Below are 22,170 nucleotides of genomic sequence, written 5' to 3' on the forward strand. Positions count from 1 at the left end.
AAATATACTTGTAGATGAATTAACAAAAGAAGGGGGCAGTTAATGTATAAACCACTAGTTACTAATGTTAGTAAAAAGTACGGGAATAACAGATGGGTAACGTATAGCTTTAAATTAAAAAGAGAAGTTTTTTTATTTAGTGATTTAGAATACGAACATTGGTTAATGGTAGAATCAAACCCTAAAGTTATAAATTTTTGTGAACAACCTCTAGTTATGACTGCATGTATAAATGGAAAATCAGTGACCTCTATTGTCGATATGTGGGTAAAATATGAAGATGGAAATGAAGAATTTATAGAAATTAAATATTCCACAGATTTAATCAAACAAAGAGTAATAAATCAGATTTTCACACAAAAATATTGGTGTGCAGAAAATGGGTTCCAGCATCGTGTAAGAACAGAAGAAGATATATGTGTAAATCGAATTTTACTCTCTAATTTAAAGGTGCTTGTTAAGGGAAATAAACAACAAACACAACAAATCGAAACAGATAGATATCAAGTTATGAAGATGCTAAAACATAATAAAACACAAAAAACCACACTTAATTCAATAATTACAGCAACTCAAATCCCCTCAAATAGATTATTAATATCCATTGGACAAATGATTTTAACAGGTGAAATATGCTCAAACATATCTAAAGAGTATTTTGGAACAAATACGGAGGTATGGGTTAATGTCTAAACGGGTCTTAGAAGGTTTAAAAATTGAAGATAGTGATTTAGTTATGGCAAATTGGCCCCAAGTATTAATTGAAAATCTCACCGAAGAGGAATTGAATAAATTTTTAATTAGAAAGAAAGCAATTGATTTGTTTATGACAACAAATACAAAAATATATGAGATAGAACAGCAAGTAGGGATACATAGAAGTGAAATATATAGGCTTATTAGAAGATGTTTAGAAAAGGACGAATTTGAGCAAATAATGGGCTATAGAGGACTAGTTCCCTACAAAAGACTAAAAGATTACAATCGGAATGATTTTCCAATGACTAAAGCAGACTCTAAAAATTTTTCAGGTGCTTTCAACTTACTACTTGATACTTATCCAACTCTAAAAGAATTAATTATTAATTCGTATTTCAGCAAGAAAACAAAGGAGCTTCAAGTTACTGAACCTATTATTAACATCAAAAATCTTCATAAAAAGTTTATAGATGAGTGTCGGCATTTGGGAATAAAAATAACTGAGTATCCATTTAACACAAAAACTTTAGCCAAGAAATCAATCGAACGCTTTGTTAGATCTTTATCTAAATCTCATTTTGTTGATGTTGCAAAACGAAATGGTGATCAAGCATTTATGATTGCAAAAAATACAGGAAAGGGCAATAAAAACAACCCTATGATCATAAGACCCCTTGAACGTGTTGAATTTGATGGTCATAGAATTGATACATCTATTGCTATAATTTTTAAAACACCGGAAGGGGATGAGATAGTAGAAGTAATGAATCGTATTTGGATTCTTTCTGTTATCGATGTCGCCACGAGAGCTGTATTGGGATACCATCTTTGTCTAAATAAAGAATATTCCTCGGATGATGTTCTAATGTGTATTCGCAATGCAATCATACCTTGGAAACAAAGAAAATTAACTATTAATGGATTAAAATACTCTTCATCAGCAAACTTCATATCTAATGCTATACCAGAAGCAAGCTATGGTATATGGGATGAATTCTGTTATGACAATGCAAAAGCAAATCTAGCAAAAATTGTACAAAATAAACTTGTAAATTTAATAGGTTGTTCTATTAACACTGGACCTGTTGCAGTACCTATTCGTAGACCAATAATTGAACGTTTTTTCCGCACTTTGGAACAGAACGGTTTTCATCGACTACCTTCGACCACTGGAAGTCATCCAAAAGATACTAAGAGGAAAAAACCAGAAGAAAATGCTGTTAAATACCGTATATCAGCGGAGCATCTAGAAGAATTAACAGATGTATTAATTGCTGAATATAACGGAACACCCCATGAAGGAAATAATAATCTAAGTCCGTTAGAAGTTTTTCAACAAAGAATAAACCGAGGCATGACAATAACTCAATTATCTCAAGAAAGGAGAAATGAAATGAACTTTTTTTCTTTAAAGGTAACAAGGAAAGTTAAAGGTCATAACAAAGAAGGAAGAAGACCTTATGTTTATTACGAAGGTGTAAAATACTCCAATGAAGTATTACTTCGTTCACCCCAACTAATTAATAAATCACTTGAATTACTTATCAATACAGATGATTTAAGGGTTATAAAAGCATTTTTAACAGATGGCAGCGAATTAGGGAATTTAACTGCTATTGGGAAATGGGGTGTAAATCCACATAATCTAAGAACTAGGAAGGCTATAAATAAACTTAAAAATAATAAAATGATACATTTCAATCAATATGAAGATCCCATTAATGTTTATCAAAATTACCTCGAAAAAGAATCCATAAAAAATAAATCTAGTAGGAATAAACTAGCCAGCCTCAATCAAAGTAAAAAAAATAGAGAAAGCCGATATCCTAGAGAGACCCACATTGAAGAAAATACTATTAAAAATAGCGGGAATTTACAACAAAACCAAATGGAACAATCGAAGAAAAAGGCAAATGACAACCAACAAGTAGATCAAAGAATTTTAAAAAATACTATCATTCTTTAATTTGGAGGCCTCAACATGACGGAAGAATTAGAGTTAGAGCAACTTACTAGTAATAGCATACGCCCCTATATTCCTAAAGGTACACATCCAGTTGAAACAGGTAAATATTTAATTTCAACAAATGAGATAGATAGAATGTATCAAACAGTACTTCAATGGATAGGAAACCGAATACCTGGTGCTATTATATATGGTCGCCCAAGATTAGGTAAAACAAGGGCTATTACTTACTTGATGAATTGTTTGCCACAGGACTTTGGAAACAATATGCCGATTTATCATGTGCGTTGTCGTACGTATAAACGGCCTAATGAAAATTCCTTTTTTGAAGATTTATTACTTGCCGTTGGTCATTCAATTGCTATACAAGGTAAAGCAAATGTAAAGAGAAATAGACTTTTGAAATTTCTTGTAGAACGATCTGATTTTTCTGGTACAAATAAAGTTGTTTTTTTCATTGATGATGCTCAAAGGTTAGTTGAAATACATTACGACTGGTTAATGGATTTGTTCAATGAATTAGAACAATATGGCATAACTTTAACAACAATTTTAGTAGGTCAAAAAGAATTAGTTCATCAAAGATCAGCATTTATAAGTGGAGAGAAATTTCAAATAGTTGGTCGTTTTATGAGTCAAGAATATCAATTTAAAGGAATAAAAACTCCTAGAGATTTAAAAATTTGTTTAACAGGGTACGATGAATATTGTGAATATCCTATTAATAGTAATTGGTCCTTTACTAAATACTTTTTTGCCGATTCTTTCATAAGAGGTCTTAGATTACAAAATTCTGCAGAAGAATTGTTTCAAGTCTTTGTTGATTTAAGAAGGGAACATGGATTATCTCAAAAAGTAGAAATTCCAATGCAGCATATAACTTTAACGGTAGAATATGCATTGAAAAATTTTGGGATTGATAATCTTGATTTAACAACAATAGAAAAAACTCATTGGGAAGAGTCTATTAAGAATTCTGGTTATATTCAATCCGAACTATATCAGACAACATATTAAGACACACTGTAGCGTTAATTTAATATGGAGGATAAGTTATGAACTTTCAATTCGCATGGTCTACTGAGTGGATTCAAAAATACGAGTCTCCATGGGGGATAATAGAAAAATTCAAGTATGCTAATGCTATTAACGGTAATATCGTATTAAAGTTAATAGGAAATGAAAAAGTTAGGAACTTCAAAGAGATTTCAAACGCTGGTAGGCATCACCGGGATTTAATTTATTTCCACGGTGTTGATTGCAAATTAAGTAGAAAAATTCTAGGGGTTAATTTAAAACAATATCATGATTATTTATTAGATAAATCACTTTACCCGTTTGCTATCAATAGGAGTAACATGGATTACAATTTTCATCGGCATTTAAATTATTGTCCAGCCTGTCTAAATACGGGTTACCATAGTATATTTCATCAAATTAAGTTTTTTGATCATTGTTTATTTCATCCCCTTCAAAATTTAATAAGTACATGCCCAAAATGTAAACGATCAATGCCAGAATACTCCATAAACAAAGAAAATATAGATGCATACAATTGTATTTGCGGTCACTATTTTTTAAGTTCAAAGAATATAAGGGGCATTTTTTCTTCATGGAAAAAAGAATTAATCGTTCAAAGTAATTTGGTTAATACATGGAAAGCATTACCTAAACATATAATTAATATGTACCATTTAAGTTACCCTTTTTATAACTACAAAAACAATTCTAAATTTGATAAGAAAAATACGACTCAGCATTTAAAAGAGATTCCTCAACTGCTAATCAGTGCTTTTACAGAAAACAAAATAGATAACTCTCAAGTAATGAATATCTACTCTAATGAAAATATTTTTCAAATCAAAGATAATTATCATCATTTAAGCGCAAGTTATAATCAAATTTTCCCTTATCGTACACATAACTTTAAATTAAAAGAAAAATGTCCCACTGAAAGCATCTTCTTTGAAATTTACAAACAAACCAGAATTATATATAAATCAATCAGTAGATATATCCAAAATAAAATAATTAATATACATAAAAAGTGTATAAGAAATTTTGATGATACATATCAAGATGGCCCTATCTGCCTACATGCTTATGCATTTATATTATGGAAATCTGAATGTGAAGGAAGAAGAATATATCCAAGAATTTTAAACCAAGCTCAAATTCCAAGCTTGTCTGATTTTAGATTTCTTAATGATAAATTTAGTATTTTTCCAAAAGGCCCTTTTATGATTCATTTAAAAGAAATATTAAACACTTTTCAGCAAGAACCTGCTATTAATGGAGAAGGGGGATTTAATTTATTAAAATATAATCTTAGTACTATAAGCTATGTTGTTAACAGAATTACATCATATCTATTAATTGAGCGTTACATTAAATGGTTAGAAGTAATGCATCATCCAAAGGAGTTTGAGCTCTTATATCCAAATGCAGATATTCCTGTGTATCTTATAAAAATCCCTTTAGAGAAGAACGAAAGCATCCACTTCTATTTTCCGAGCGGCCGTTCTAATTATATGGAGAGTCTTGTAATGGATATAGACAAAAAACTAACCTGTTACCCTTAATCTAGCGATAAAGGCATTAATAACTAAAGATCATTATTTGAACTAATCAGTAATATTAAATAGTGATGTATTTTTTATATAAAGGTGCCACTCCATTTTGAATGGATTTCATCAATGTATATTTTGTTTTGGTATTAAAATGGATCAATTTAGTTGTGGCCGTCCTAAATATCGTTCTTGGGATTTAGCTACTGCAATCCTCCCGTTTGTTACTGTCAGTATCCCCTAAATAAAACAAAACACCCTAACTCAAATGTCAGGGTGCTTTGTTATACCTATTTTGTTAGTATCTCATGTGAATAGTTAATACTTACTACTTAGCAACATTCTACACAACAAGGTTTTAATTTTCGGCTATTTCTTCGTCTCTCAAATAGATTAATAACCTTATTTTTATAAGAACTAGTTGAACTAGACTCCAAAGTTTTTGACTGAGTTCTTTCTTTTTCTTGCTTCTGTTTAGCGAACATTAAAAACTCATATTCATTGATCAATTTGATCCCATCCCTTCGTATGAAGATTTAGCCGATTTAGGGTAATAATAGATATTATGAATTTTTATCTTCTTTTTCAGTATTCTTAGAGCAGCAACTTTCTTTCTCACTTTGCTCATCTTTTATTTCAATAATTTCAATGTTACAGCAATCCTTTTCTTTTTTGTCCCTTTTAAAAATTGATAGTAAACCCATAGTTATCATCCTCCATTATAAATTTAGTATTAAGAATAAATAGCCAGAGAAAGTGGCCATTGTAAACACAGAGACAATGAATGCACCAAGTAATTTCTTGTGGAAGATACTCTTCAGCATAATAATTTCTGGAAGACTTGCTCCAGCTCCTCCAATTAGTAAAGCCATAGTTGGCGCAATCGGAAATCCTTTAATAAGTAACGCTTGTGCGATAGGTAGCATTGTTGAGAGACGAATATATAATGGCACCCCCACGATAGCTGCAACCGGAACAACCCACCATTGATTTTGATCTGAAATGAACATTAGGAAATTCATTGGAACAGCTTCTTTAATAATTGCTCCAATTAATGCTCCGATTAGAACATAAAGGATTACAGAACGCATTAATTCAACAGTTTCTCTAACAGATTCTTTTATGTTTAAGGCTAAACTCTTTCTTCTTGCTAAATCTTGTTCAGCAAGATTCCCTTTAACCATAACTTTTTTTACATATTTCTTATAATCACGTTTATCTAAGATCCAGCCAATAATCATTGAGAAGAAGAAGGTAGCTACTGTGTAGATTGCTGTTATTTTTACTCCATATATGTAAGCCATCAATCCTAAAATCCAAGGATCAAGTAGTGGAGAAGTAAATAAGAATGTCATTACTGTTTGAAACGGAATGTTTCGATTTATCATTGTGACAAGTAATGGGACTGTAGAGCAAGAGCAAAAAGGGGTAACAAAGCCAAGGATGGCTCCGGATAGATTCCCGATAAATGGATTTTTGCTGCCCATTAATTTTTCAAGTTTGTCAAAAGGTACATAAGCTTGAATGAAGTTAATAAAAAGTGTAATACCGATAAATAAAACTAATAAGTTCTTACTTAATGATAAAAATTCAAAAAATATTCTTGTCAATGTTTCTGACATATAAATCCCTCCTTAATATATAATTGTTATTTTCAATAGTTGTATTTTGCAACTATAGATTTTAGAAGAAGGAGGCTTTAGCAGCAACTACTTCTTTGCATAGCCTCCAATATTAAATCAATACTTTCTAATACCTGCATACGTTTTTCTTTTGGAACATTTGATAGTATTTCTTCGATATATGTGTTCATTTGCTTTCCAATTTCATTTTCGTATTTCTCACCTTCAGGAGTTAAGGTAATAGATAAATATCTTCGATCTGTAGGAGATTGTGTTCTTTCTACAAGATCCTTATTTACAAGCCCCTGAATGTGACGACTTAATGTACTATTATCTAATCCTAATGAAGAAGCTAATTCATTTAAAGAAGGATTTTTCTGACGTTGTACTTCAAATAAGATATGACTTTGTATAAGAGAAACCCCACAACATTGTGCGCCTTCTTTTTCTAATAAACCAAACCTTCTAATTAAAATTTGAAGCATTTGACGAAGTTGATAAGCTTCTTTTTTATAACCTAAGATATCAGTCATACTTCCACCACTTTTCTAAAGTTATCAATTAGTTGTATTCTGCAACTGTTTCTAAATTGATTGTAAAATACAACTAATCACATTGTCAACACGTATTTACTTTTTTATCATTTTTATTTTTCTGAATTTTTGTTGACTGATGTTAATAATATAGGTATTATTTAGTTAACAAAATAATACATTTTTAAAAAAAGTTAAAAATGTTAATGAAAAGGAGAAATATAATGTTAGCATTAAACGAAAAATTAAATGAGAAATTTGAAGGGTTTTTCAATGAGGTTATTGAGGGGGGAGTTCTGACTGATAAAGAAAAAGTTGTAGCTATTCTTACAGCAGCTACTGTAACAGGTAATGAAAAGTTACTGAAAAGTGCTGTGTTACAAGCGAGACAAATTGGATTTACAAAAGAAGAACTTGGTCATGTAAATGCGATTGCTATTGCAGTAAGTGCAGAAAAAACAAGAAGCCTACTTGATATCAAAGTAGAAACAAAACCAACATCGACTTGCTGTGAATAAGGAGGAGCAATATGAATAACCAGTATGTTCTTGTTATTAGTCCTCGAGATAATGAAGTTGATTTAGTAAAAGAATTAGGTTATGGCGTTATTTTGATAAGAAAGAATATTTCCTTTGATGAAATGTTCAGTGTTGAAGTACCAGTAGAAATTGATCTAAATGATGAAGAAATTGTTGTGGGAAAATGTAAGGAGTTAAGTGAGAAATACAATGTAGTAGGCGTTTACACATTAAACGAATATCGTATTCCACTTGCCGCAAAAGTTGGTGAAATTTTAGAGATTAATTCATTCTTATCCTATGAAACGGCAATTACTTGTCGGAATAAGAAATTAGCTCGTAAAAAGTTAAATAATTCAAATGTAAGTTCTGTGAAATTTATTCTTATTAGGAAACTTGATAACTTGAATGAAAAATTAGAAGGCTTTTCTTTCCCGGTAATTGTCAAACCTTCTAATGATTCGGGAAGTAAGAACGTATATCTTTGTAAAGATTACAATGAAGTTAAACAAGCTGTGGATGTAATTAGTAACTCAAAATTAAATCTAGTGGGACAAACTCTAGATCCTGAAGCAATTGTAGAAGAATATTTAGATGGGCCAGAATATAGCATTGAATCTTATACTATAGATGGAAAAACTACTATAGTAGGTGTTACTGAAAAGGTAGTAACTCCTTTTCCCCTGTCTGTGGAGGTGGGACATAACTTCCCAGCAGTTCTTGAGGAAGATATAGAAACATCTATTCACGAGACTGTAATAAATGCTTTAGATGTTATAGGTGTTGACTTTGGGGTAACTCATACTGAAGTAAAAGTGACAAGTGACGGACCTAAGGTTATTGAGGTTAATGCTAGACCTGGAGGAGATAGAATAACTGATCTTGTAGAGTATGTGACAGGAATAGATTTACGTAGAATAGCATTAAGAATTAACCTAGGTTTACCTATTAAAAATAGTTGTTGCAACAAAGAATTAGTTCCTTCTTCTTCAATTCGCTTTTTAATTGCTGATAAAGAAGGTTACATATCTTTCAATGAAAACTTTAGAGCAGAATCTATTAAAGAAATACACTGGTATGTAAATAAAGGGGAAAGAGTAAATAAAACAACTAGTAACTTTGATCGTATCGGTTATTATATTGTTGATGGTAATAAAAAAGAAAGTTCAAAAAAGATAGCTGATTCGTTGAATGAGTGCTTTGAATTAGCTATTAGTGAATTAGTGGAGATGTAGTTTAGGATGCTTAATGACAATGTAATAAAATTCAAGGCACTGGCGGATGAAACCAGACTCAAGATTCTTTATGAAATTTCACAAAATAATCGATTGTGTGTTTCCGATTTACAAGAAATTTTTAAGATGCCTCAATCTAAGATGTCTTATCATTTAAAGCTGTTGTTGAGTAGCAAAATCATAACAAAACATAATCAAGCGCAATGGTCTTTTTATGAAGTAAATCATGAAGAAATCAAGAAGTTAGTTTCTCCAGCGGTTTATGAAATGTTAATTAAAAGAGCAGTGGAATCAAAATGAATTTCATTGTTCTTTTCCTCCAATATGTTGATCAAGAGAAAGTTTTATGTTTGTAAGGGGAGACAACATGAAAATATATAGCATATTGGAACTTGGGTGATGGATAGAAGGGATATTAAAACTAAATATATATTAAGGATGATGGGGTTTATGAAAGAAAGTGTGTATCAACAACCTATTGAAGTTAGTTCTGGACAGGAAACGGTAATAAATAAGAAGTTTAATTTTACATCCAATCCTTTGACAGGATTGGTACTGGCGTGTGTAATTACAATGGCATTTTATGCTTTGGGTATTTTTCCAAGTTATTCATTTATGAGTTTTATTGGTTTAAGTATTGTAGCGTGGTTAGCCGTAGAGAACGGTGGTAATGATGTTTCGAAAGGTGTTGCACCTCTTGTAGCTGCTGAAATTGCTACGGAAAAGACAGCACTATTATATGGTTCTATAATGACTGCAATAGGAGGAGGACTTTCGGTTTTCTTCGCGTCAAAAATATTAAAGCTATTTACAGAGGGATTAATGAACTCTTCTTATCAACTTTCAGCTACTATGGCATTGGCCATGGCTATTGGGGCAACTTTATGGGTGGCACTAGCTACTAAATTTTCATTACCAGTATCAACAACCCACGCAATTATAGGAGCAGTAATTTTGGTAGCTTGTATATCTCATGGTGTATCCAGTGTTTTATGGGGGAATTTAGTGAGCAAAATTGTATTGCCTTTACTTTTGAGTCCTGTATTAGGTCTTGGAGTAGCCTGGATACTTAATCTATTTGTTAATAAAATTCATATTAATCCTCAAGCTGGAAAGGGTATTGCTTGGTTATCTAGTGGACTTATTTGTTTTGTACGATCTGTTAATGATACTCCTAAAATAGTAGCAATCGCGTTACTCGTAGCAACATTAAATGGATTTCAAGAGGGTGGAGATGAATCACACCTATCCTTATTCCTTTTAGTTACTGTTGCAATGAGTATTGGTAGTCTTGTGAAGGGACTAGCTGTAACAAATTTATTAGCACGTAAAGTAACAAAACTTGATGAAAATAGTTCTTTATCTTCTGTAATAACGACAACTTGCTTAGTAATGTCTTCTAGTCAATTAGGGTTACCAGTATCAACAACACATGTAAGTACTTCTGCTATCATTGGAGCAGGTATGAAGCAAGGAGCAAAAACGATTAATTGGTCTGTAATTAGAGATATTATTTTGTCGTGGATAGTGACTCTGCCAGGGGCTGGTATTATAGCGGTAATTGTATATTATCTTTTAAAAGCAATCATTTAATTTATCTATAAAGTTATATAAATTTATATTTTTTATTAGTTAGCATTTAAATAAAAAACAGTGAATTCAATATGAATTCACTGTTCTTTTTTTACTTAGAAACACTCTTGGTAGTAATAGGCAGATTTCTCGAAGTCTTTCAATACAACATAACAATCTCCAATTTTTTTGCAAATTTGTCTACAAACTTGTTTATTATTTGGCGATATAAACTCGGCAATTTCTTTTGCCTCCATATAATACTTTAGTGCTAATTCTTCATTAGATTCTTCAAGATAAATGTCGCCCAGCAATTCATAAGCTTGTGCTTTATGTTTATTCTTCGATTTAGTTTCAATCGTGTCGAAGCAAATTGATTTTGCTGATTCATAATCTTTTTGAGCGAAATAACTTTTAGCTAATTCGACCTGTACGTTCATAATTTCATTAGGTTTTGCATTGTTTTGAGTATAAAGATTAAGAGCTGTTTTAAATGATAACTGAGCTTGATGAAACTCTTTTTTATAAGAAGAAAGAATACCAAGATTCGTGTATGTTCCTGCTTCATAAAGTTTGTTTTCATTTAGCTTGAAAAATTTAAGAGCTTTTTCATTTGCTTTTTTAGCTTGATCGAAGCGTTGGAGTTCCATATTACAAATACCAAGTGCCATATAGATTTCGCCTGCTTTATAATGAGTTCGTGTTTGTTCGTTTTGTTCAATTGCTTCTTCTAAGAAGTTAATTGCTGAATAATATTCGCTTAACCGACCATGAACAATACCTAAATTAGCAAGTAAAGAAACACGTAGAATTCCACTAATTTGTTCATGAATTATTATTTTATAAGCTCTATTCAGTGTAGAGAGAGCTGTTTCGTGATTGTTAATTCTACTATATAAGTATCCTAGAGAATCTAACGATCTAACAAGTTCATTTACATAGTTACCCTCTTTTAATAAGGAAATGCTTTTTGTAAAGTATGGAATAGCGTGATTGAAATCATGAATATGCTCGTAATATTTACCGTGTATCCAATTCAAAATTCCTTCGTCATACTTATTCACATCTGGGTGATTAAAATAGTTCTTTTGCTCAATAAAGTTCTTAACTTTATCCCATAGATTTGCTGTAGTGTGGTTTTCTGCTGCCTTAATATCTTTTTTTATTTGAGAGAGTGTTAATTCTTTGTTTTCCACAACATCGAAGAAATCCTCTACAGAACAGTTTAATTTATTGCTTAAAGCCTCTAATACTTCATAAGAAGGTTGAATTAATCCCTTTTCTATTTGACTTAAATAACTACGTGTAATAATACCATCGGCTAACTTCTCTTGAGTTAGTTTTTTTTGTTTTCTTAGCTCTTTGATACGTTGACCTAACATATTATAACTCCAATCATATTGTGTTTTACTACTTACTCACTATTATTAACAATTTTGAACAAAAAGTAAATGTAAAATAAATGTTAATAATGTATTGACAATGATTACCTGTTGAATTATGATTTAGTTAAAGTTAGTAACAAAAAACTAATTTTATAAAAATGTTAAAAAGGTTAATAACAGGGGGAAATAATTTATGAAAACAAAAGTTCAATTATTTGGGATGAAAGTAGTTCTTTTTGCAGCAACTGTAGTGTTTTTAATTGATCCAGTATGGCCGTAAGTTAACGTTACAAGAAACTTACGTACTGTGTTATTGGTTGATTATGTATAACAAATGATATTGAAATTGTTGAAGTATGAAATAGGGGGAAAGAAGTTGAATATCTTATTGGTTTCTAATTTTGAAGGAGGATTTCAGCCCAACACAATTGCAACAGCTGCTACACCACTGGTTAAAGCGGGCTTTAATGTAGAAATCCTAGATACATATGTAGAAGGTTTAGTTGAAGAGAAATTTAAAGACAAACAATTGGTTGCTATTTCTGTTCCATTATTTGATGCTGTTACAGCAGGAATTGAAGTGGCGAAAAAAGTAGCTGAGATAAATCCTGATGCTCATATAACTTTCTTTGGGCAGCATGCAACTATAAATGCAAATCGACTTGCGGGTCGTTACAGTGATTCTTGTATAAGTGGGGAATGGGAACATCCTCTAACTTTGTTAGCTAAACATTTATCAGGAGAAACGCAAGAGAGCCTACCTGGAGTTTTAAGTGCAGAACAAGCGATTAAAGGAGAATCAGTTCATCCATATATGGCACGCAATCATCTAGATATTCCTTCAAGACATTTACTTCCAGCATTACATAAATATCCACAAAAACAAATCAATCGTTTACTTGGATCTGATCAAGTGGTTGGATCTACTGAAATTGCAAGAGGGTGTCATCATAAATGTTTATACTGCTCAGTATTTGCCGCTTATGATGGAAAAGTTATTTTAGTTCCAGAAGAAATTGTTTTGCAAGATGTTCGAAACTTAGTAGAGGGCGGCATGACGCATTTAACTTTTATTGATGCCGATTTCTTTAATGCTAAATATCATGGCATTAAGATTTTAAGAAAGCTACACGAAGAATTTCCAGAATTAACTTACGATTTTACAACTCGTGTAGATCACATTCTTGAGAACAAGAAGACACTTGCTGAAATGAAAGAACTAGGAGTTAAATTTATTACTTCAGCTCTAGAATTCCCTTCAGAAGAGGTTTTAGATGCGGTAGCAAAAGATACTTCTGTCGCTGATATTGAACAAGGAATTGCATATTTAAGAGAAATAGATATTAAATTAAATCCTACTTTTATTATGTTCAATCCTTGGACAACTTTTGAGGATTTAACAACATTTAGATCATTTGTAGAAGACAATGAGTTAGGGAATATTATTGATCCAATTCAATATGAAACAAGACTTTATCTATATAAAGGGTCTCCGTTATTGCGTAAACAATCTATTCAAGACTTAGAGTTAACAGAATATGAGTTCCATTACGACTGGAAACATCCAGATTCAAAGATTGACGAGTTATATTTTGAAATGTTGACTCCACCGGAGGAAGGAATCTTTAAAAGATGTTGTTTAAAATGTTAGTGAGATGTGAACTTGTATGAGAGATAAATCAGTCGCGAGTTCTTATGTTACCACTGTCAAATTAGACTCTTTTCGTGAAATTGCGTATTCAAAGGAATTAAAAAGGAAATTATTAGCTGAATTTATCGGAACATTCACACTAGTTTTTGCGGGAACGGGCGCAATTATTGTTAATTCTATAACTCAAAGTTTAACGCACATAGGTGTAGCAATCACTTTCGGGTTAGTAGTTCTTGCATTAATCTATTCGTTTGGTCATATATCAGGTGCTCATTTTAACCCAGCTGTGACAATTGCGTTATTATCGGCTAAAGAAATTTCTAGAAGAGAAGCTATCTTATATATTTTAATTCAAATGATTGGTGCTTCATTCGCTAGTTTATTTTTACTTTCCATATTTGGGGACATTGCGAATTTGGGTGCAACATTGCCAAGTCAATCCTGGACACAAAGTTTCATTCTTGAATTTGTATTAACATTTATATTAATGATGGTTATTTTTGCTTCAGCTACACATGGAAAAGCAACAAAATCCTTTGCTGGGGTTGCCATAGGTTCAACTGTAGCACTTGAAGCAATGTTTGGTGGACCAATTAGCGGTGCATCAATGAATCCAGCAAGATCTTTTGGACCTGCTTTAATCTCTGGTACGTTTGAGTACTTATGGATATACCTAGTTGCAACAACGTTAGGAGCGTTATTAGCAGCAATAGTCTATAAATTTATACATGAACAATAGAAAATAGGGGGAACGATAAATGTCTACAGCAAGACTTGTTTTATTAGGAGGATTTTTAGGAGCGGGTAAGACTACGACTATGATTAAATCAGCGTTAAAGTTAGAAAAGGAAGGTTATAGAGTTGCAATTGTAACAAATGACCAAGGGAAAGAGTTAATCGATACTGAATTAGCTCGTGCAAATGGATTAGAGTCTAAAGAGGTGACAGGAGGCTGCTTTTGCTGTCAATTCGATGACTTATACAATAACTTAAATACTTTAATGAAAGAAAAACAACCAGATGTAATTATTGCAGAGGCTGTTGGAAGCTGTACGGATCTTGCTGCCACTGTTATTCAACCGTTAAAACAGTATTATGCAGATAAGTTTAAGACAGCACCATTAACTATTGTAGTAGAGCCAGCAAGGTTGCTACATGAGCTTAATCTTGATGAAAATACGAAACCGTTCTTCTCTCAATCAGTTAGTTATATTTTTGAAAAGCAATTAGCTGAAGCTGATATTATTGCCTTAAATAAAGTAGACCGCTATTCTGAAGAGGAGATTGCTAAACTGAAAGCATATTTACAACAGAGGTACCCGCAAACTATCATTCAAACTTTTTCTGCTGAAAGAGGAGATAACTTAGAAGCTTTAACTCATACATGGCTGACGACTGATTTAGGCGGAGATAAGGTTTTAGATATTGACTATGAACTGTATGCTGAGGGTGAAGCGCAGTTAGCTTGGATGAATATTTTAGGAGATATCAAAGCAGAGCAAGATATAAACCCTCGTGAATGGGCTGAAAAATTGTTGGATAATCTTAATAAGCACTTTATCCGTGAAAAAATGGCTATCGCTCATTTAAAAGTACATGTAGGATTTGAAGGTGGCTATGTAAAAGCTAGTATGGTTCAAACAGGTGATGCACCTACATTTACAGTTGAAAATGTAAAAGAAGGAAAAGAATTTAGAATCGTATTAAATATTCGTATTGAGGCAACTCCTGCTATCCTTAACTTAGTTGTAGCAGATTCTATCGGTGCTATTAATAAAGAGTTAGGTAGTAATTGGAGTGAAACATACAATGAATGTTTTAGTCCATTACCACCTAAGCCAGTACATCGTTTATATGAGACAGTTTAAGGGGGATATGACTATGAATAAAAATGATTTAATAGAGATTTTTCCTAGCGTTGTTACTAACCAAACTGACTGTTGTGACAGTGATAATAATTCAGAAGAGGGTTGCTGCGAAGAGAGCAATCAATTTTTTGAAGAAAGTTTAGAATTAAAGGAACAATTAAAAGAACACTTCGATAAACTGGTTAATGTTCATTTGTATAACTATGAATTGTCAATGGATCGCGTATTAGCTCAAAAGAAATTAAGTCAGTTAATCCAAGAGCGTGGCTTTGGGAATATTAGTGAAGATTCTGTATTGCGTTACGTTACACCGGCGGTAGTGGTGAATGGAACATTAGTGAGTTTTGCTACAAAGCCTCAAATGGAATCCGTTTTGAAAGTTTTGAATAAATAATTACTTTAAGGTCCTTAGCATATTGACTAAGGGCCTTAAAACGTAGTTATAATATTTCAAAGCAAAATAGTAGAAGGGATGAAAGTTATGGAGTATAGTATTGTTCAGCTAACAGAAAAGGATTGGCCTCAGGTTAGTGATATTTACTTGAAGGGTATTTTAACTAAAACAGCTACTTTTGAGACAGAATGTCCGGATTGGTATAAATGGAAAATGAACCGTGATCTTAAGACATGTATTGTAGCTAAAGTGGATCAAATTATTATTGGATGGGCTTCTGTTAGTAAAATATCATCAAGATGTGCATATGTGGGTGTAGGAGAAACGAGTGTATATGTTCATCCAAACTATATAGGGAATAATGTTGGATTCAGATTACTCAAAGAGCTTGTAGATTTATCAGAGGAAAATAGTTATTGGACACTGCAGGCAAATATTTTTGCAGAAAATATTTCAAGCATAAAAATTCATGAAAAGAATGGATTTAGAATTGTAGGGGTAAGAGAGAAAATAGGGCAGGTAAATGGAATTTGGAAAGATAACATTTTGATGGAGAGAAGAAGTGGTAAGATAGGTCGTTAAATAAATGAAATAAGGTGATTATATGATTATTAATAATGGAAGCCAGCTTAGTGTCGAATACTTTAAATCCTATTTTAGATTAGTTATGAATTCTCAGCAGTGTACTGTTATTGAGGCCAAGGAGATTATTTTTAATAGGATTTTTAGAGGAGATCATACTGCATATGGGAATTATACATTTCAAAACTTCGAGCATGCATATAAAGAAATAAGTAAGATTGATGAATTGATTACAAAATAAGAGAAACCTCATATTTTTCTTTATAGGTGTTGTTTAAATAAAACATTCGCATTAAATCCCTAGAAGCAATAATTTTTTCTAGAAATCAGTTATATTACTTGAAACATATAAGTAATTAGTTATATACTTATATCGAATTCAGTCATGATTTAATATTTATTTTGAATAACTGCATAAGGATTTATTTTTTTACCTAACATATAAGTGTATGCTTATATAATTATTTGAAAGGAGGGATTGCGATGCAACAAACAGTTGTAGAGTTAGCTCAAGTATCAGGTGTTTTGAAGCTACTTGGAGATAAAACAAGACTAACAACCATTGCAATTTTAAATGAGCGTAAATGTTGTGTATGTGAACTTCAAGTAGTATTTGATATGAGCCAACCATCTATAAGCCAACATCTTCGAAAATTAAAAGATATTGGATTATTAAAGGAAGAACGGCAGGGACAATGGATTTACTATTCTTTAAATGAGGAAAGTAGTTTTTATCCAATTATTAAAGATATTTTGCAGCATGTACCTGATCAGAAAGAAAACATTCAACAAATTGAAAAGTGTAATCCAACCCTTCGATGTAAATGTTAGTGTGACAATAGGAAAGGGAAGTGAGAAGAATGAGCAACACGGGGAAAAAGCGACTGTCATTTTTAGATAGGTATTTAACTCTTTGGATTTTCCTTGCAATGGCTGTTGGAATTGGAGTTGGATATCTATCCCCTGGTTTTGTTGAGGGAATGAATAGCTTACAGGTAGGAACTACTTCTATTCCACTTGCCATTGGATTAATTTTAATGATGTATCCTCCACTCGCGAAAGTTCGCTACGAAGAGATGGGGCGAGTTTTTAAAGATGTAAAAGTATTAGTATTATCGTTGGTACAAAACTGGATTATTGGTCCTGTTCTGATGTTTGCTTTAGCTGTTATATTCTTACCGGATAAACCAGAATATATGGTGGGCTTAATTATGATAGGTTTGGCTCGTTGTATAGCGATGGTAATCGTTTGGAATGACTTAGCAAAAGGTGATACAGAATATGCGGCAGGATTAGTAGCATTTAACTCTGTATTCCAAATGTTATTTTTCTCAGTATATGCTTATGTATTTGTAACAGTTATTCCAGAATGGTTAGGAATTGAAGGTGCTGTTGTAGATATAACTATGGCAGAGGTTGCAAAATCAGTGTTTATATATCTAGGAATTCCATTCATCGCAGGAATGCTAACACGCTTGATTTTTGTAAAAACGAAAGGGCGAGAATGGTATGAAAAAGTATTCATTCCAAAGATTAGTCCAATCACTTTAATCGCATTACTATTTACAATCATTGTGATGTTCTCTCTAAAAGGAGAAGTGATTGTTAGCGTACCATTTGATGTTGTACGCATTGCAATTCCATTACTCATTTATTTTGTAATCATGTTCTTTGTCTCTTTCTTTATGGGCAAAAAAATCGGTGCAAGTTACGGTGTATCAACAACATTAGCGTTTACAGCTGGAAGTAATAATTTTGAATTAGCAATTGCGGTAGCTGTAGGTGTATTTGGAATTCAGTCAGGTGCAGCATTTGCAGCAGTTATCGGACCTTTAGTCGAGGTTCCAGTTATGATAGCGCTTGTAAATGTAGCACTTTGGTTTCAGCGTAAATACTTTCAAACACAACCAAAATAATTATTCATAATAAAGGTGGAATTATCATGGAAAACAAAAAAACAATTTACTTCTTATGCACAGGAAACTCATGTCGTAGCCAAATGGCAGAAGCTTGGGGTAAAAAATACTTAGGTGACAAATGGAATGTACTTTCTGCTGGCATTGAGGCACACGGAGTAAATCCGAATGCAATTAAAGCAATGAAAGAAGTAGACATTGATATTACGGATCAAACATCGGATATCATCGATCGTGACATTTTAGATAAAGCAGATTTAGTTGTAACACTTTGTGGTCATGCAAATGACGTATGTCCAACAACACCACCTCATGTAAAACGAGTTCACTGGGGATTTGATGATCCAGCGGGTCAAGAATGGTCTGTATTCCAAAGAGTTCGTGATGAAATTGGCGCACGCATTAAAAAGTATGCTGAAACAGGAGAATAATTGAAAACAAAATAGGCCGAGAATTCTTTCTCGGCTTTTTTATAAAGAAGGGGAGAAATCAGAGATGAAAAAAATTGAAATTTTTGATCCTGCAATGTGTTGTTCTACTGGAGTTTGCGGTCCAAGTGTTGATCCAGAGTTAATTCGTATTTCAGTTGCTGTGAACAACTTGAAGAATAAAGGAATTGATGTGACTCGTTATAATTTAGCAAGTGAACCAGACGCATTTGCCAATAATGGTGTTATCAGTCAACTATTAACAGATAAAGGACCAGACGTGTTACCTGTAACTTTGGTGGATGGAAAAGTAGTAAAAGAAAAAAGTCACCTGACAAATGAAGAACTTACACAATTAACAGATATAACAGAAGAAGAGTTGAGTCAAAAGCCAGTCGTACGTTTAAAGCTAAACGTGAAAAAATAGAGAAAGAAGTGAAAGGCAATGACAAACTTATATAACCCAAACACAATAGCATTCACACCATTTTTGTTCTTTACTGGTAAAGGCGGGGTAGGAAAAACATCTACTGCATGTGCAACAGCTATTACGTTAGCTGATATGGGGAAGAAAGTTTTATTAATAAGTACTGACCCAGCTTCTAATTTACAAGATGTGTTCGAAATAGAACTTACGAATAAACCGAAAGAAATTCCAAGTGTTCCAAATCTACAAGTAGCAAACTTAGATCCTGAAACTGCTGCTCATGAATATAAAGAACGTGTTGTTGGTCCATATCGTGGAAAGCTTCCTGATGCTGTTATTGCAACGATGGAAGAGCAGTTATCTGGTGCTTGCACAGTAGAAATGGCTGCATTTGATGAATTCTCTACGTTACTTACAAATAAAGAATTAACATCAAAATTCGATCACATTATATTTGATACAGCACCAACAGGTCATACGTTACGTCTTCTTCAACTTCCTACGGCTTGGAGTGGTTTCCTGGAAGAAAGTACTCATGGGGCTTCTTGTTTAGGGCCATTAGCAGGACTTGGTGATAAAAAAGAGTTGTATAATCAAACGGTTCAGGCACTATCTAATCCAAACCAAACGATGTTAATGCTTGTTACACGACCGGATAGTTCTCCATTACAAGAAGCAGAACGAGCAGCTCATGAATTAAAAGAAATTGGTGTTAGTAATCAATTTCTACTTGTAAATGGGATTTTGAAAGACTATATGCAAAATGATAATGTCTCAAATGCACTGTTTAAGAGACAATCACGCGCGTTAGAAAACATGGCAGAAGAATTAAAAAATCTTCCTACTTATGAAATTCCATTAGTACCGTTTAATGTTACTGGAATAGAGAATATGAGAAAACTGGTTCAACCAATGGAAAATCTCTTGATTTCAGATGAGGAAGCAAATACCGTCTCTATCCCTTCACTTCAGACATTGATTACTAATCTTTCAGAATCAGGAAAACGAGTAATTTTTACAATGGGAAAAGGTGGTGTCGGAAAGACTACAGTAGCTTCAGCAATTGCAGTTGGTCTGGCTGAAAAAGGGCACCATGTACACCTAACTACAACTGACCCCGCAGCACATATTGATTATGTCATGCATGGAGAACAAGGGAATATTACGGTAAGCCGAATTGATCCAAAAGTAGAAGTTGAAAACTATCGTAAGGAAGTCATAGAGCAAGCAAAAGATACAGTTGATGAAGAAGGTTTAGCGTATCTCGAAGAGGACTTACGTTCTCCTTGTACGGAAGAAATTGCAGTCTTTCGTGCTTTGGCCGATATTGTTGAAAGAGCTAATGATGAAATTGTAGTAATTGATACAGCACCAACAGGTCATACATTATTGTTACTAGATGCAGCACAAACGTATCATAAGGAAATTGCACGTTCTACGGGTGAAGTACCACAGTCTGTGAAAAACTTATTACCACGTTTGCGTAATCCAGAAGAAACAAGCGTTGTAATTGTAACACTTGCAGAAGCAACACCAGTTCATGAAGCAAGCCGTCTACAAGAAGATTTAAAACGTGCGGATATTACTCCGAAATGGTGGGTTATCAATCAAAGTTTTTACGCAACACATACAAGTGACTTTGTGTTAAGAGGAAGAGCACAGTCCGAAATACAGTGGATTCAAGAAGTGCAAAAGGAATCACAAAATAACTGTGTTATTATCCCTTGGCAATCGGAAGATATTGTAGGATATGAGAAACTTAAAGAGTTAGTAAAATAAAACATTTTAATTAGTTACTGTGAAGGGGAGAAATAATAATGAATATTACAGATAAAGCAAAAGAATTTATTGAAAATGCCATGAAAGAAAACGGTGTTTCAACATTACGTTTTACATTTGAGGGTGCTGGATGCTGTGGCCCTAGTTACGGTATTAATTTAGGCGAAGCAGAAGAAAGTGATATCACAGAAACAGTAAATGGTGTTCAAGTCGCTATGGATCCAAAAGTAGCTGAAATTGTTAATACTTTAACTTTAGACTATGTAGAGGATCAACAAGGCGCAGGACTGGTTATCAGTGGCGGATCTAACTGCTGCTAACTAATAATTGAAGGAGATTAACAAACATGACTAACTATCACGAATTAGTAAAAGGAAAAGTATATATTGGTGGAGTAGACGCTATACAAGACGCAGTAAACAAGCACGGGATTACAGAGGTGTTTGATTTACGTGCTGGTGGAGAAGAACCAGAAGGGTTTCCGTCTGGGACTAAACGTCATGCTTATCCAATCGTAGAAGGTGTTGAAGGGCAAGATGAATCAGTAAGAAATGCAATTGCGGCGGTCAAGGAAGCTGTTGAACAAGATAAAAAAGTATTTTTCCATTGTTCTGGTGGACGTAATCGTACAGGTACAGTTGCTACAGGGTTGTTAGTAGAATTAGGGCATGCATCTAATGTGGAAGAAGCTGAACAAAAAGCAAAAGAAATCCGTTCAAGCATTAGTATCAAGCCAGAAATGAAACAAGTGTTAAACCGTTTATACGTATAATATATCTAATCCCTAAAAATTCATATTTTTGGGGATTTTTCTTTAATAAATTATATTCTTTCAAATTAATTTGGTTTAACATTATGTTTAATGGATATTATATAAATCTAAAAAATTTTAGTTTAGACTTTCTTGTCCCAACTAAGTTCCCCAAATGATAGTTTAGACTTTCTTGTCTAATTAGTTTAGAGTTTCATGTCTTTGTACAATAATTTAAGAAAGGGGAGGGAGGATGAACAAAATACCAACTGTTCGT

24 protein-coding genes are annotated in these 22,170 nt (G+C 32.9%); 20 read left to right on the top strand and 4 right to left on the bottom strand.

What is annotated here, in order from left to right; genetic code table 11:
• The first annotated feature begins 42 nt into the window (after positions 1–42).
• From MHB74_RS27455 to MHB74_RS27470, 4 genes are read left to right on the top strand one after another with little or no spacing between them, the layout of a single operon-like run.
• Positions 43–693 (top strand): TnsA endonuclease N-terminal domain-containing protein, encoded by a 651-nt coding sequence (locus MHB74_RS27455; protein WP_000277808.1) that lies wholly within the window; start codon positions 43–45, stop codon positions 691–693.
• Entirely contained in the window at positions 686–2,665 is a 1,980-nt protein-coding gene (locus MHB74_RS27460; protein WP_000044817.1) for a hypothetical protein, read from the top strand. Before MHB74_RS27455 ends, MHB74_RS27460 begins: the two co-directional genes overlap by 8 nt.
• A gap of 15 nt (positions 2,666–2,680) precedes the next feature.
• Complete coding sequence (locus MHB74_RS27465; protein WP_000134102.1) at positions 2,681–3,682, top strand: ATP-binding protein; 1,002 nt, start codon at positions 2,681–2,683, stop codon at positions 3,680–3,682.
• A gap of 38 nt (positions 3,683–3,720) precedes the next feature.
• Positions 3,721–5,247 carry a hypothetical protein gene (locus MHB74_RS27470; RefSeq protein WP_001010919.1) on the top strand — a complete coding sequence of 509 codons (1,527 nt, stop codon included), beginning with the start codon at positions 3,721–3,723 and terminating at the stop codon, positions 5,245–5,247.
• 548 nt (positions 5,248–5,795) lie between these two features.
• Here the strand turns inward: MHB74_RS27470 and MHB74_RS27475 are convergent.
• The 3 genes from MHB74_RS27475 to MHB74_RS27485 all read right to left on the bottom strand — a co-directional run bounded on the left by MHB74_RS27475 (position 5,796) and on the right by MHB74_RS27485 (position 7,387).
• On the bottom strand, positions 5,796–5,936 hold the full coding sequence (locus MHB74_RS27475; RefSeq protein WP_000523765.1) for a hypothetical protein: 141 nt from the start codon (positions 5,934–5,936) through the stop codon (positions 5,796–5,798).
• Between the two features lie 15 nt (positions 5,937–5,951).
• On the bottom strand, positions 5,952–6,854 hold the full coding sequence (locus MHB74_RS27480) for a permease (RefSeq protein ID WP_000005252.1): 903 nt from the start codon (positions 6,852–6,854) through the stop codon (positions 5,952–5,954).
• 77 nt (positions 6,855–6,931) lie between these two features.
• Positions 6,932–7,387: a MarR family winged helix-turn-helix transcriptional regulator gene (locus MHB74_RS27485; protein ID WP_000129743.1), complete on the bottom strand. Its 456-nt coding sequence runs from the start codon at positions 7,385–7,387 to the stop codon at positions 6,932–6,934.
• Between the two features lie 224 nt (positions 7,388–7,611).
• On the opposite strand from MHB74_RS27485, the gene MHB74_RS27490 reads away from it, so the two are divergent.
• The 4 genes from MHB74_RS27490 to MHB74_RS27505 all read left to right on the top strand — a co-directional run bounded on the left by MHB74_RS27490 (position 7,612) and on the right by MHB74_RS27505 (position 10,733).
• The gene (locus tag MHB74_RS27490; RefSeq protein ID WP_000880520.1) at positions 7,612–7,905 is read left to right on the top strand and encodes a carboxymuconolactone decarboxylase family protein; all 294 of its coding nucleotides are present in this window, start codon (positions 7,612–7,614) and stop codon (positions 7,903–7,905) included.
• An 11-nt stretch (positions 7,906–7,916) separates the two neighbouring features.
• Entirely contained in the window at positions 7,917–9,140 is a 1,224-nt protein-coding gene (locus MHB74_RS27495; protein ID WP_001064922.1) for an ATP-grasp domain-containing protein, read from the top strand.
• 6 nt (positions 9,141–9,146) lie between these two features.
• Positions 9,147–9,440 carry an ArsR/SmtB family transcription factor gene (locus tag MHB74_RS27500; RefSeq protein WP_000930885.1) on the top strand — a complete coding sequence of 98 codons (294 nt, stop codon included), beginning with the start codon at positions 9,147–9,149 and terminating at the stop codon, positions 9,438–9,440.
• 150 nt (positions 9,441–9,590) lie between these two features.
• Positions 9,591–10,733, top strand: coding sequence for an inorganic phosphate transporter (locus MHB74_RS27505; RefSeq protein WP_000665209.1), 1,143 nt, complete (start codon positions 9,591–9,593; stop codon positions 10,731–10,733).
• 95 nt (positions 10,734–10,828) lie between these two features.
• Here MHB74_RS27505 and MHB74_RS27510 read toward each other — a convergent pair whose 3' ends face one another.
• A complete protein-coding gene (locus MHB74_RS27510) occupies positions 10,829–12,094 on the bottom strand; it encodes a tetratricopeptide repeat protein (protein ID WP_000901453.1) in 1,266 nt (421 codons plus the stop codon).
• Between the two features lie 379 nt (positions 12,095–12,473).
• Here MHB74_RS27510 and arsL point away from each other — a divergent pair, with 379 nt between their 5' ends.
• From arsL to MHB74_RS27570, 12 genes are all read left to right on the top strand, one after another.
• On the top strand, positions 12,474–13,748 hold the full coding sequence (arsL, locus tag MHB74_RS27515; RefSeq protein WP_001023736.1) for an arsinothricin biosynthesis radical SAM protein ArsL: 1,275 nt from the start codon (positions 12,474–12,476) through the stop codon (positions 13,746–13,748).
• A 16-nt stretch (positions 13,749–13,764) separates the two neighbouring features.
• The gene (locus tag MHB74_RS27520) at positions 13,765–14,487 is read left to right on the top strand and encodes an MIP/aquaporin family protein (protein WP_001205149.1); all 723 of its coding nucleotides are present in this window, start codon (positions 13,765–13,767) and stop codon (positions 14,485–14,487) included.
• 19 nt (positions 14,488–14,506) lie between these two features.
• Positions 14,507–15,616 carry a GTP-binding protein gene (locus MHB74_RS27525; protein ID WP_000100984.1) on the top strand — a complete coding sequence of 370 codons (1,110 nt, stop codon included), beginning with the start codon at positions 14,507–14,509 and terminating at the stop codon, positions 15,614–15,616.
• Positions 15,617–15,629: 13 nt separating this feature from the next.
• The gene (vcpD, locus tag MHB74_RS27530; RefSeq protein ID WP_001038621.1) at positions 15,630–16,010 is read left to right on the top strand and encodes an ArsD-related vicinal cysteine protein VcpD; all 381 of its coding nucleotides are present in this window, start codon (positions 15,630–15,632) and stop codon (positions 16,008–16,010) included.
• Between the two features lie 87 nt (positions 16,011–16,097).
• On the top strand, positions 16,098–16,592 hold the full coding sequence (locus MHB74_RS27535; protein WP_000456785.1) for a GNAT family N-acetyltransferase: 495 nt from the start codon (positions 16,098–16,100) through the stop codon (positions 16,590–16,592).
• A gap of 483 nt (positions 16,593–17,075) precedes the next feature.
• The gene (locus MHB74_RS27540; RefSeq protein WP_001188007.1) at positions 17,076–17,423 is read left to right on the top strand and encodes an ArsR/SmtB family transcription factor; all 348 of its coding nucleotides are present in this window, start codon (positions 17,076–17,078) and stop codon (positions 17,421–17,423) included.
• Positions 17,424–17,452: 29 nt separating this feature from the next.
• Positions 17,453–18,508: an ACR3 family arsenite efflux transporter gene (arsB, locus tag MHB74_RS27545; protein ID WP_000072358.1), complete on the top strand. Its 1,056-nt coding sequence runs from the start codon at positions 17,453–17,455 to the stop codon at positions 18,506–18,508.
• Positions 18,509–18,534: 26 nt separating this feature from the next.
• Positions 18,535–18,939 (top strand): arsenate reductase (thioredoxin), encoded by a 405-nt coding sequence (gene arsC / locus MHB74_RS27550; RefSeq protein ID WP_000428327.1) that lies wholly within the window; start codon positions 18,535–18,537, stop codon positions 18,937–18,939.
• Positions 18,940–19,003: 64 nt separating this feature from the next.
• Positions 19,004–19,363 carry an arsenite efflux transporter metallochaperone ArsD gene (gene arsD, locus MHB74_RS27555; protein WP_000717835.1) on the top strand — a complete coding sequence of 120 codons (360 nt, stop codon included), beginning with the start codon at positions 19,004–19,006 and terminating at the stop codon, positions 19,361–19,363.
• Between the two features lie 18 nt (positions 19,364–19,381).
• Positions 19,382–21,142 carry an arsenical pump-driving ATPase gene (gene arsA / locus MHB74_RS27560; protein WP_000183539.1) on the top strand — a complete coding sequence of 587 codons (1,761 nt, stop codon included), beginning with the start codon at positions 19,382–19,384 and terminating at the stop codon, positions 21,140–21,142.
• Between the two features lie 38 nt (positions 21,143–21,180).
• Positions 21,181–21,462: a HesB/IscA family protein gene (locus MHB74_RS27565; RefSeq protein WP_001027741.1), complete on the top strand. Its 282-nt coding sequence runs from the start codon at positions 21,181–21,183 to the stop codon at positions 21,460–21,462.
• Positions 21,463–21,488: 26 nt separating this feature from the next.
• A complete protein-coding gene (locus tag MHB74_RS27570; protein ID WP_000186246.1) occupies positions 21,489–21,914 on the top strand; it encodes a protein-tyrosine phosphatase family protein in 426 nt (141 codons plus the stop codon).
• The last annotated feature ends 256 nt before the right edge of the window (positions 21,915–22,170 follow it).

It is taken from the genome of Bacillus sp. FSL K6-0069, from assembly GCF_038007785.1.
GTDB lineage: Bacteria > Bacillota > Bacilli > Bacillales > Bacillaceae_G > Bacillus_A > Bacillus_A mobilis.

Coding starts and splice junctions, on each gene's coding strand:
- MHB74_RS27460 (WP_000044817.1), top strand. CDS start 686: ATGTCTAAACGGGTCTTAGAAGGTTTAAAAATTGAAGATAGTGATTTA.
- arsC (WP_000428327.1), top strand. CDS start 18,535: ATGGAAAACAAAAAAACAATTTACTTCTTATGCACAGGAAACTCATGT.
- MHB74_RS27510 (WP_000901453.1), bottom strand. CDS start 12,094: ATGTTAGGTCAACGTATCAAAGAGCTAAGAAAACAAAAAAAACTAACT.
- MHB74_RS27540 (WP_001188007.1), top strand. CDS start 17,076: ATGCAACAAACAGTTGTAGAGTTAGCTCAAGTATCAGGTGTTTTGAAG.
- MHB74_RS27465 (WP_000134102.1), top strand. CDS start 2,681: ATGACGGAAGAATTAGAGTTAGAGCAACTTACTAGTAATAGCATACGC.
- MHB74_RS27485 (WP_000129743.1), bottom strand. CDS start 7,387: ATGACTGATATCTTAGGTTATAAAAAAGAAGCTTATCAACTTCGTCAA.
- MHB74_RS27470 (WP_001010919.1), top strand. CDS start 3,721: ATGAACTTTCAATTCGCATGGTCTACTGAGTGGATTCAAAAATACGAG.
- arsA (WP_000183539.1), top strand. CDS start 19,382: ATGACAAACTTATATAACCCAAACACAATAGCATTCACACCATTTTTG.
- MHB74_RS27495 (WP_001064922.1), top strand. CDS start 7,917: ATGAATAACCAGTATGTTCTTGTTATTAGTCCTCGAGATAATGAAGTT.
- vcpD (WP_001038621.1), top strand. CDS start 15,630: ATGAATAAAAATGATTTAATAGAGATTTTTCCTAGCGTTGTTACTAAC.
- MHB74_RS27500 (WP_000930885.1), top strand. CDS start 9,147: ATGCTTAATGACAATGTAATAAAATTCAAGGCACTGGCGGATGAAACC.
- MHB74_RS27480 (WP_000005252.1), bottom strand. CDS start 6,854: ATGTCAGAAACATTGACAAGAATATTTTTTGAATTTTTATCATTAAGT.
- MHB74_RS27520 (WP_001205149.1), top strand. CDS start 13,765: ATGAGAGATAAATCAGTCGCGAGTTCTTATGTTACCACTGTCAAATTA.
- MHB74_RS27475 (WP_000523765.1), bottom strand. CDS start 5,936: ATGGGTTTACTATCAATTTTTAAAAGGGACAAAAAAGAAAAGGATTGC.
- MHB74_RS27525 (WP_000100984.1), top strand. CDS start 14,507: ATGTCTACAGCAAGACTTGTTTTATTAGGAGGATTTTTAGGAGCGGGT.
- MHB74_RS27535 (WP_000456785.1), top strand. CDS start 16,098: ATGGAGTATAGTATTGTTCAGCTAACAGAAAAGGATTGGCCTCAGGTT.
- arsB (WP_000072358.1), top strand. CDS start 17,453: ATGAGCAACACGGGGAAAAAGCGACTGTCATTTTTAGATAGGTATTTA.
- MHB74_RS27505 (WP_000665209.1), top strand. CDS start 9,591: ATGAAAGAAAGTGTGTATCAACAACCTATTGAAGTTAGTTCTGGACAG.
- MHB74_RS27570 (WP_000186246.1), top strand. CDS start 21,489: ATGACTAACTATCACGAATTAGTAAAAGGAAAAGTATATATTGGTGGA.
- MHB74_RS27455 (WP_000277808.1), top strand. CDS start 43: ATGTATAAACCACTAGTTACTAATGTTAGTAAAAAGTACGGGAATAAC.
- MHB74_RS27565 (WP_001027741.1), top strand. CDS start 21,181: ATGAATATTACAGATAAAGCAAAAGAATTTATTGAAAATGCCATGAAA.
- arsD (WP_000717835.1), top strand. CDS start 19,004: ATGAAAAAAATTGAAATTTTTGATCCTGCAATGTGTTGTTCTACTGGA.
- MHB74_RS27490 (WP_000880520.1), top strand. CDS start 7,612: ATGTTAGCATTAAACGAAAAATTAAATGAGAAATTTGAAGGGTTTTTC.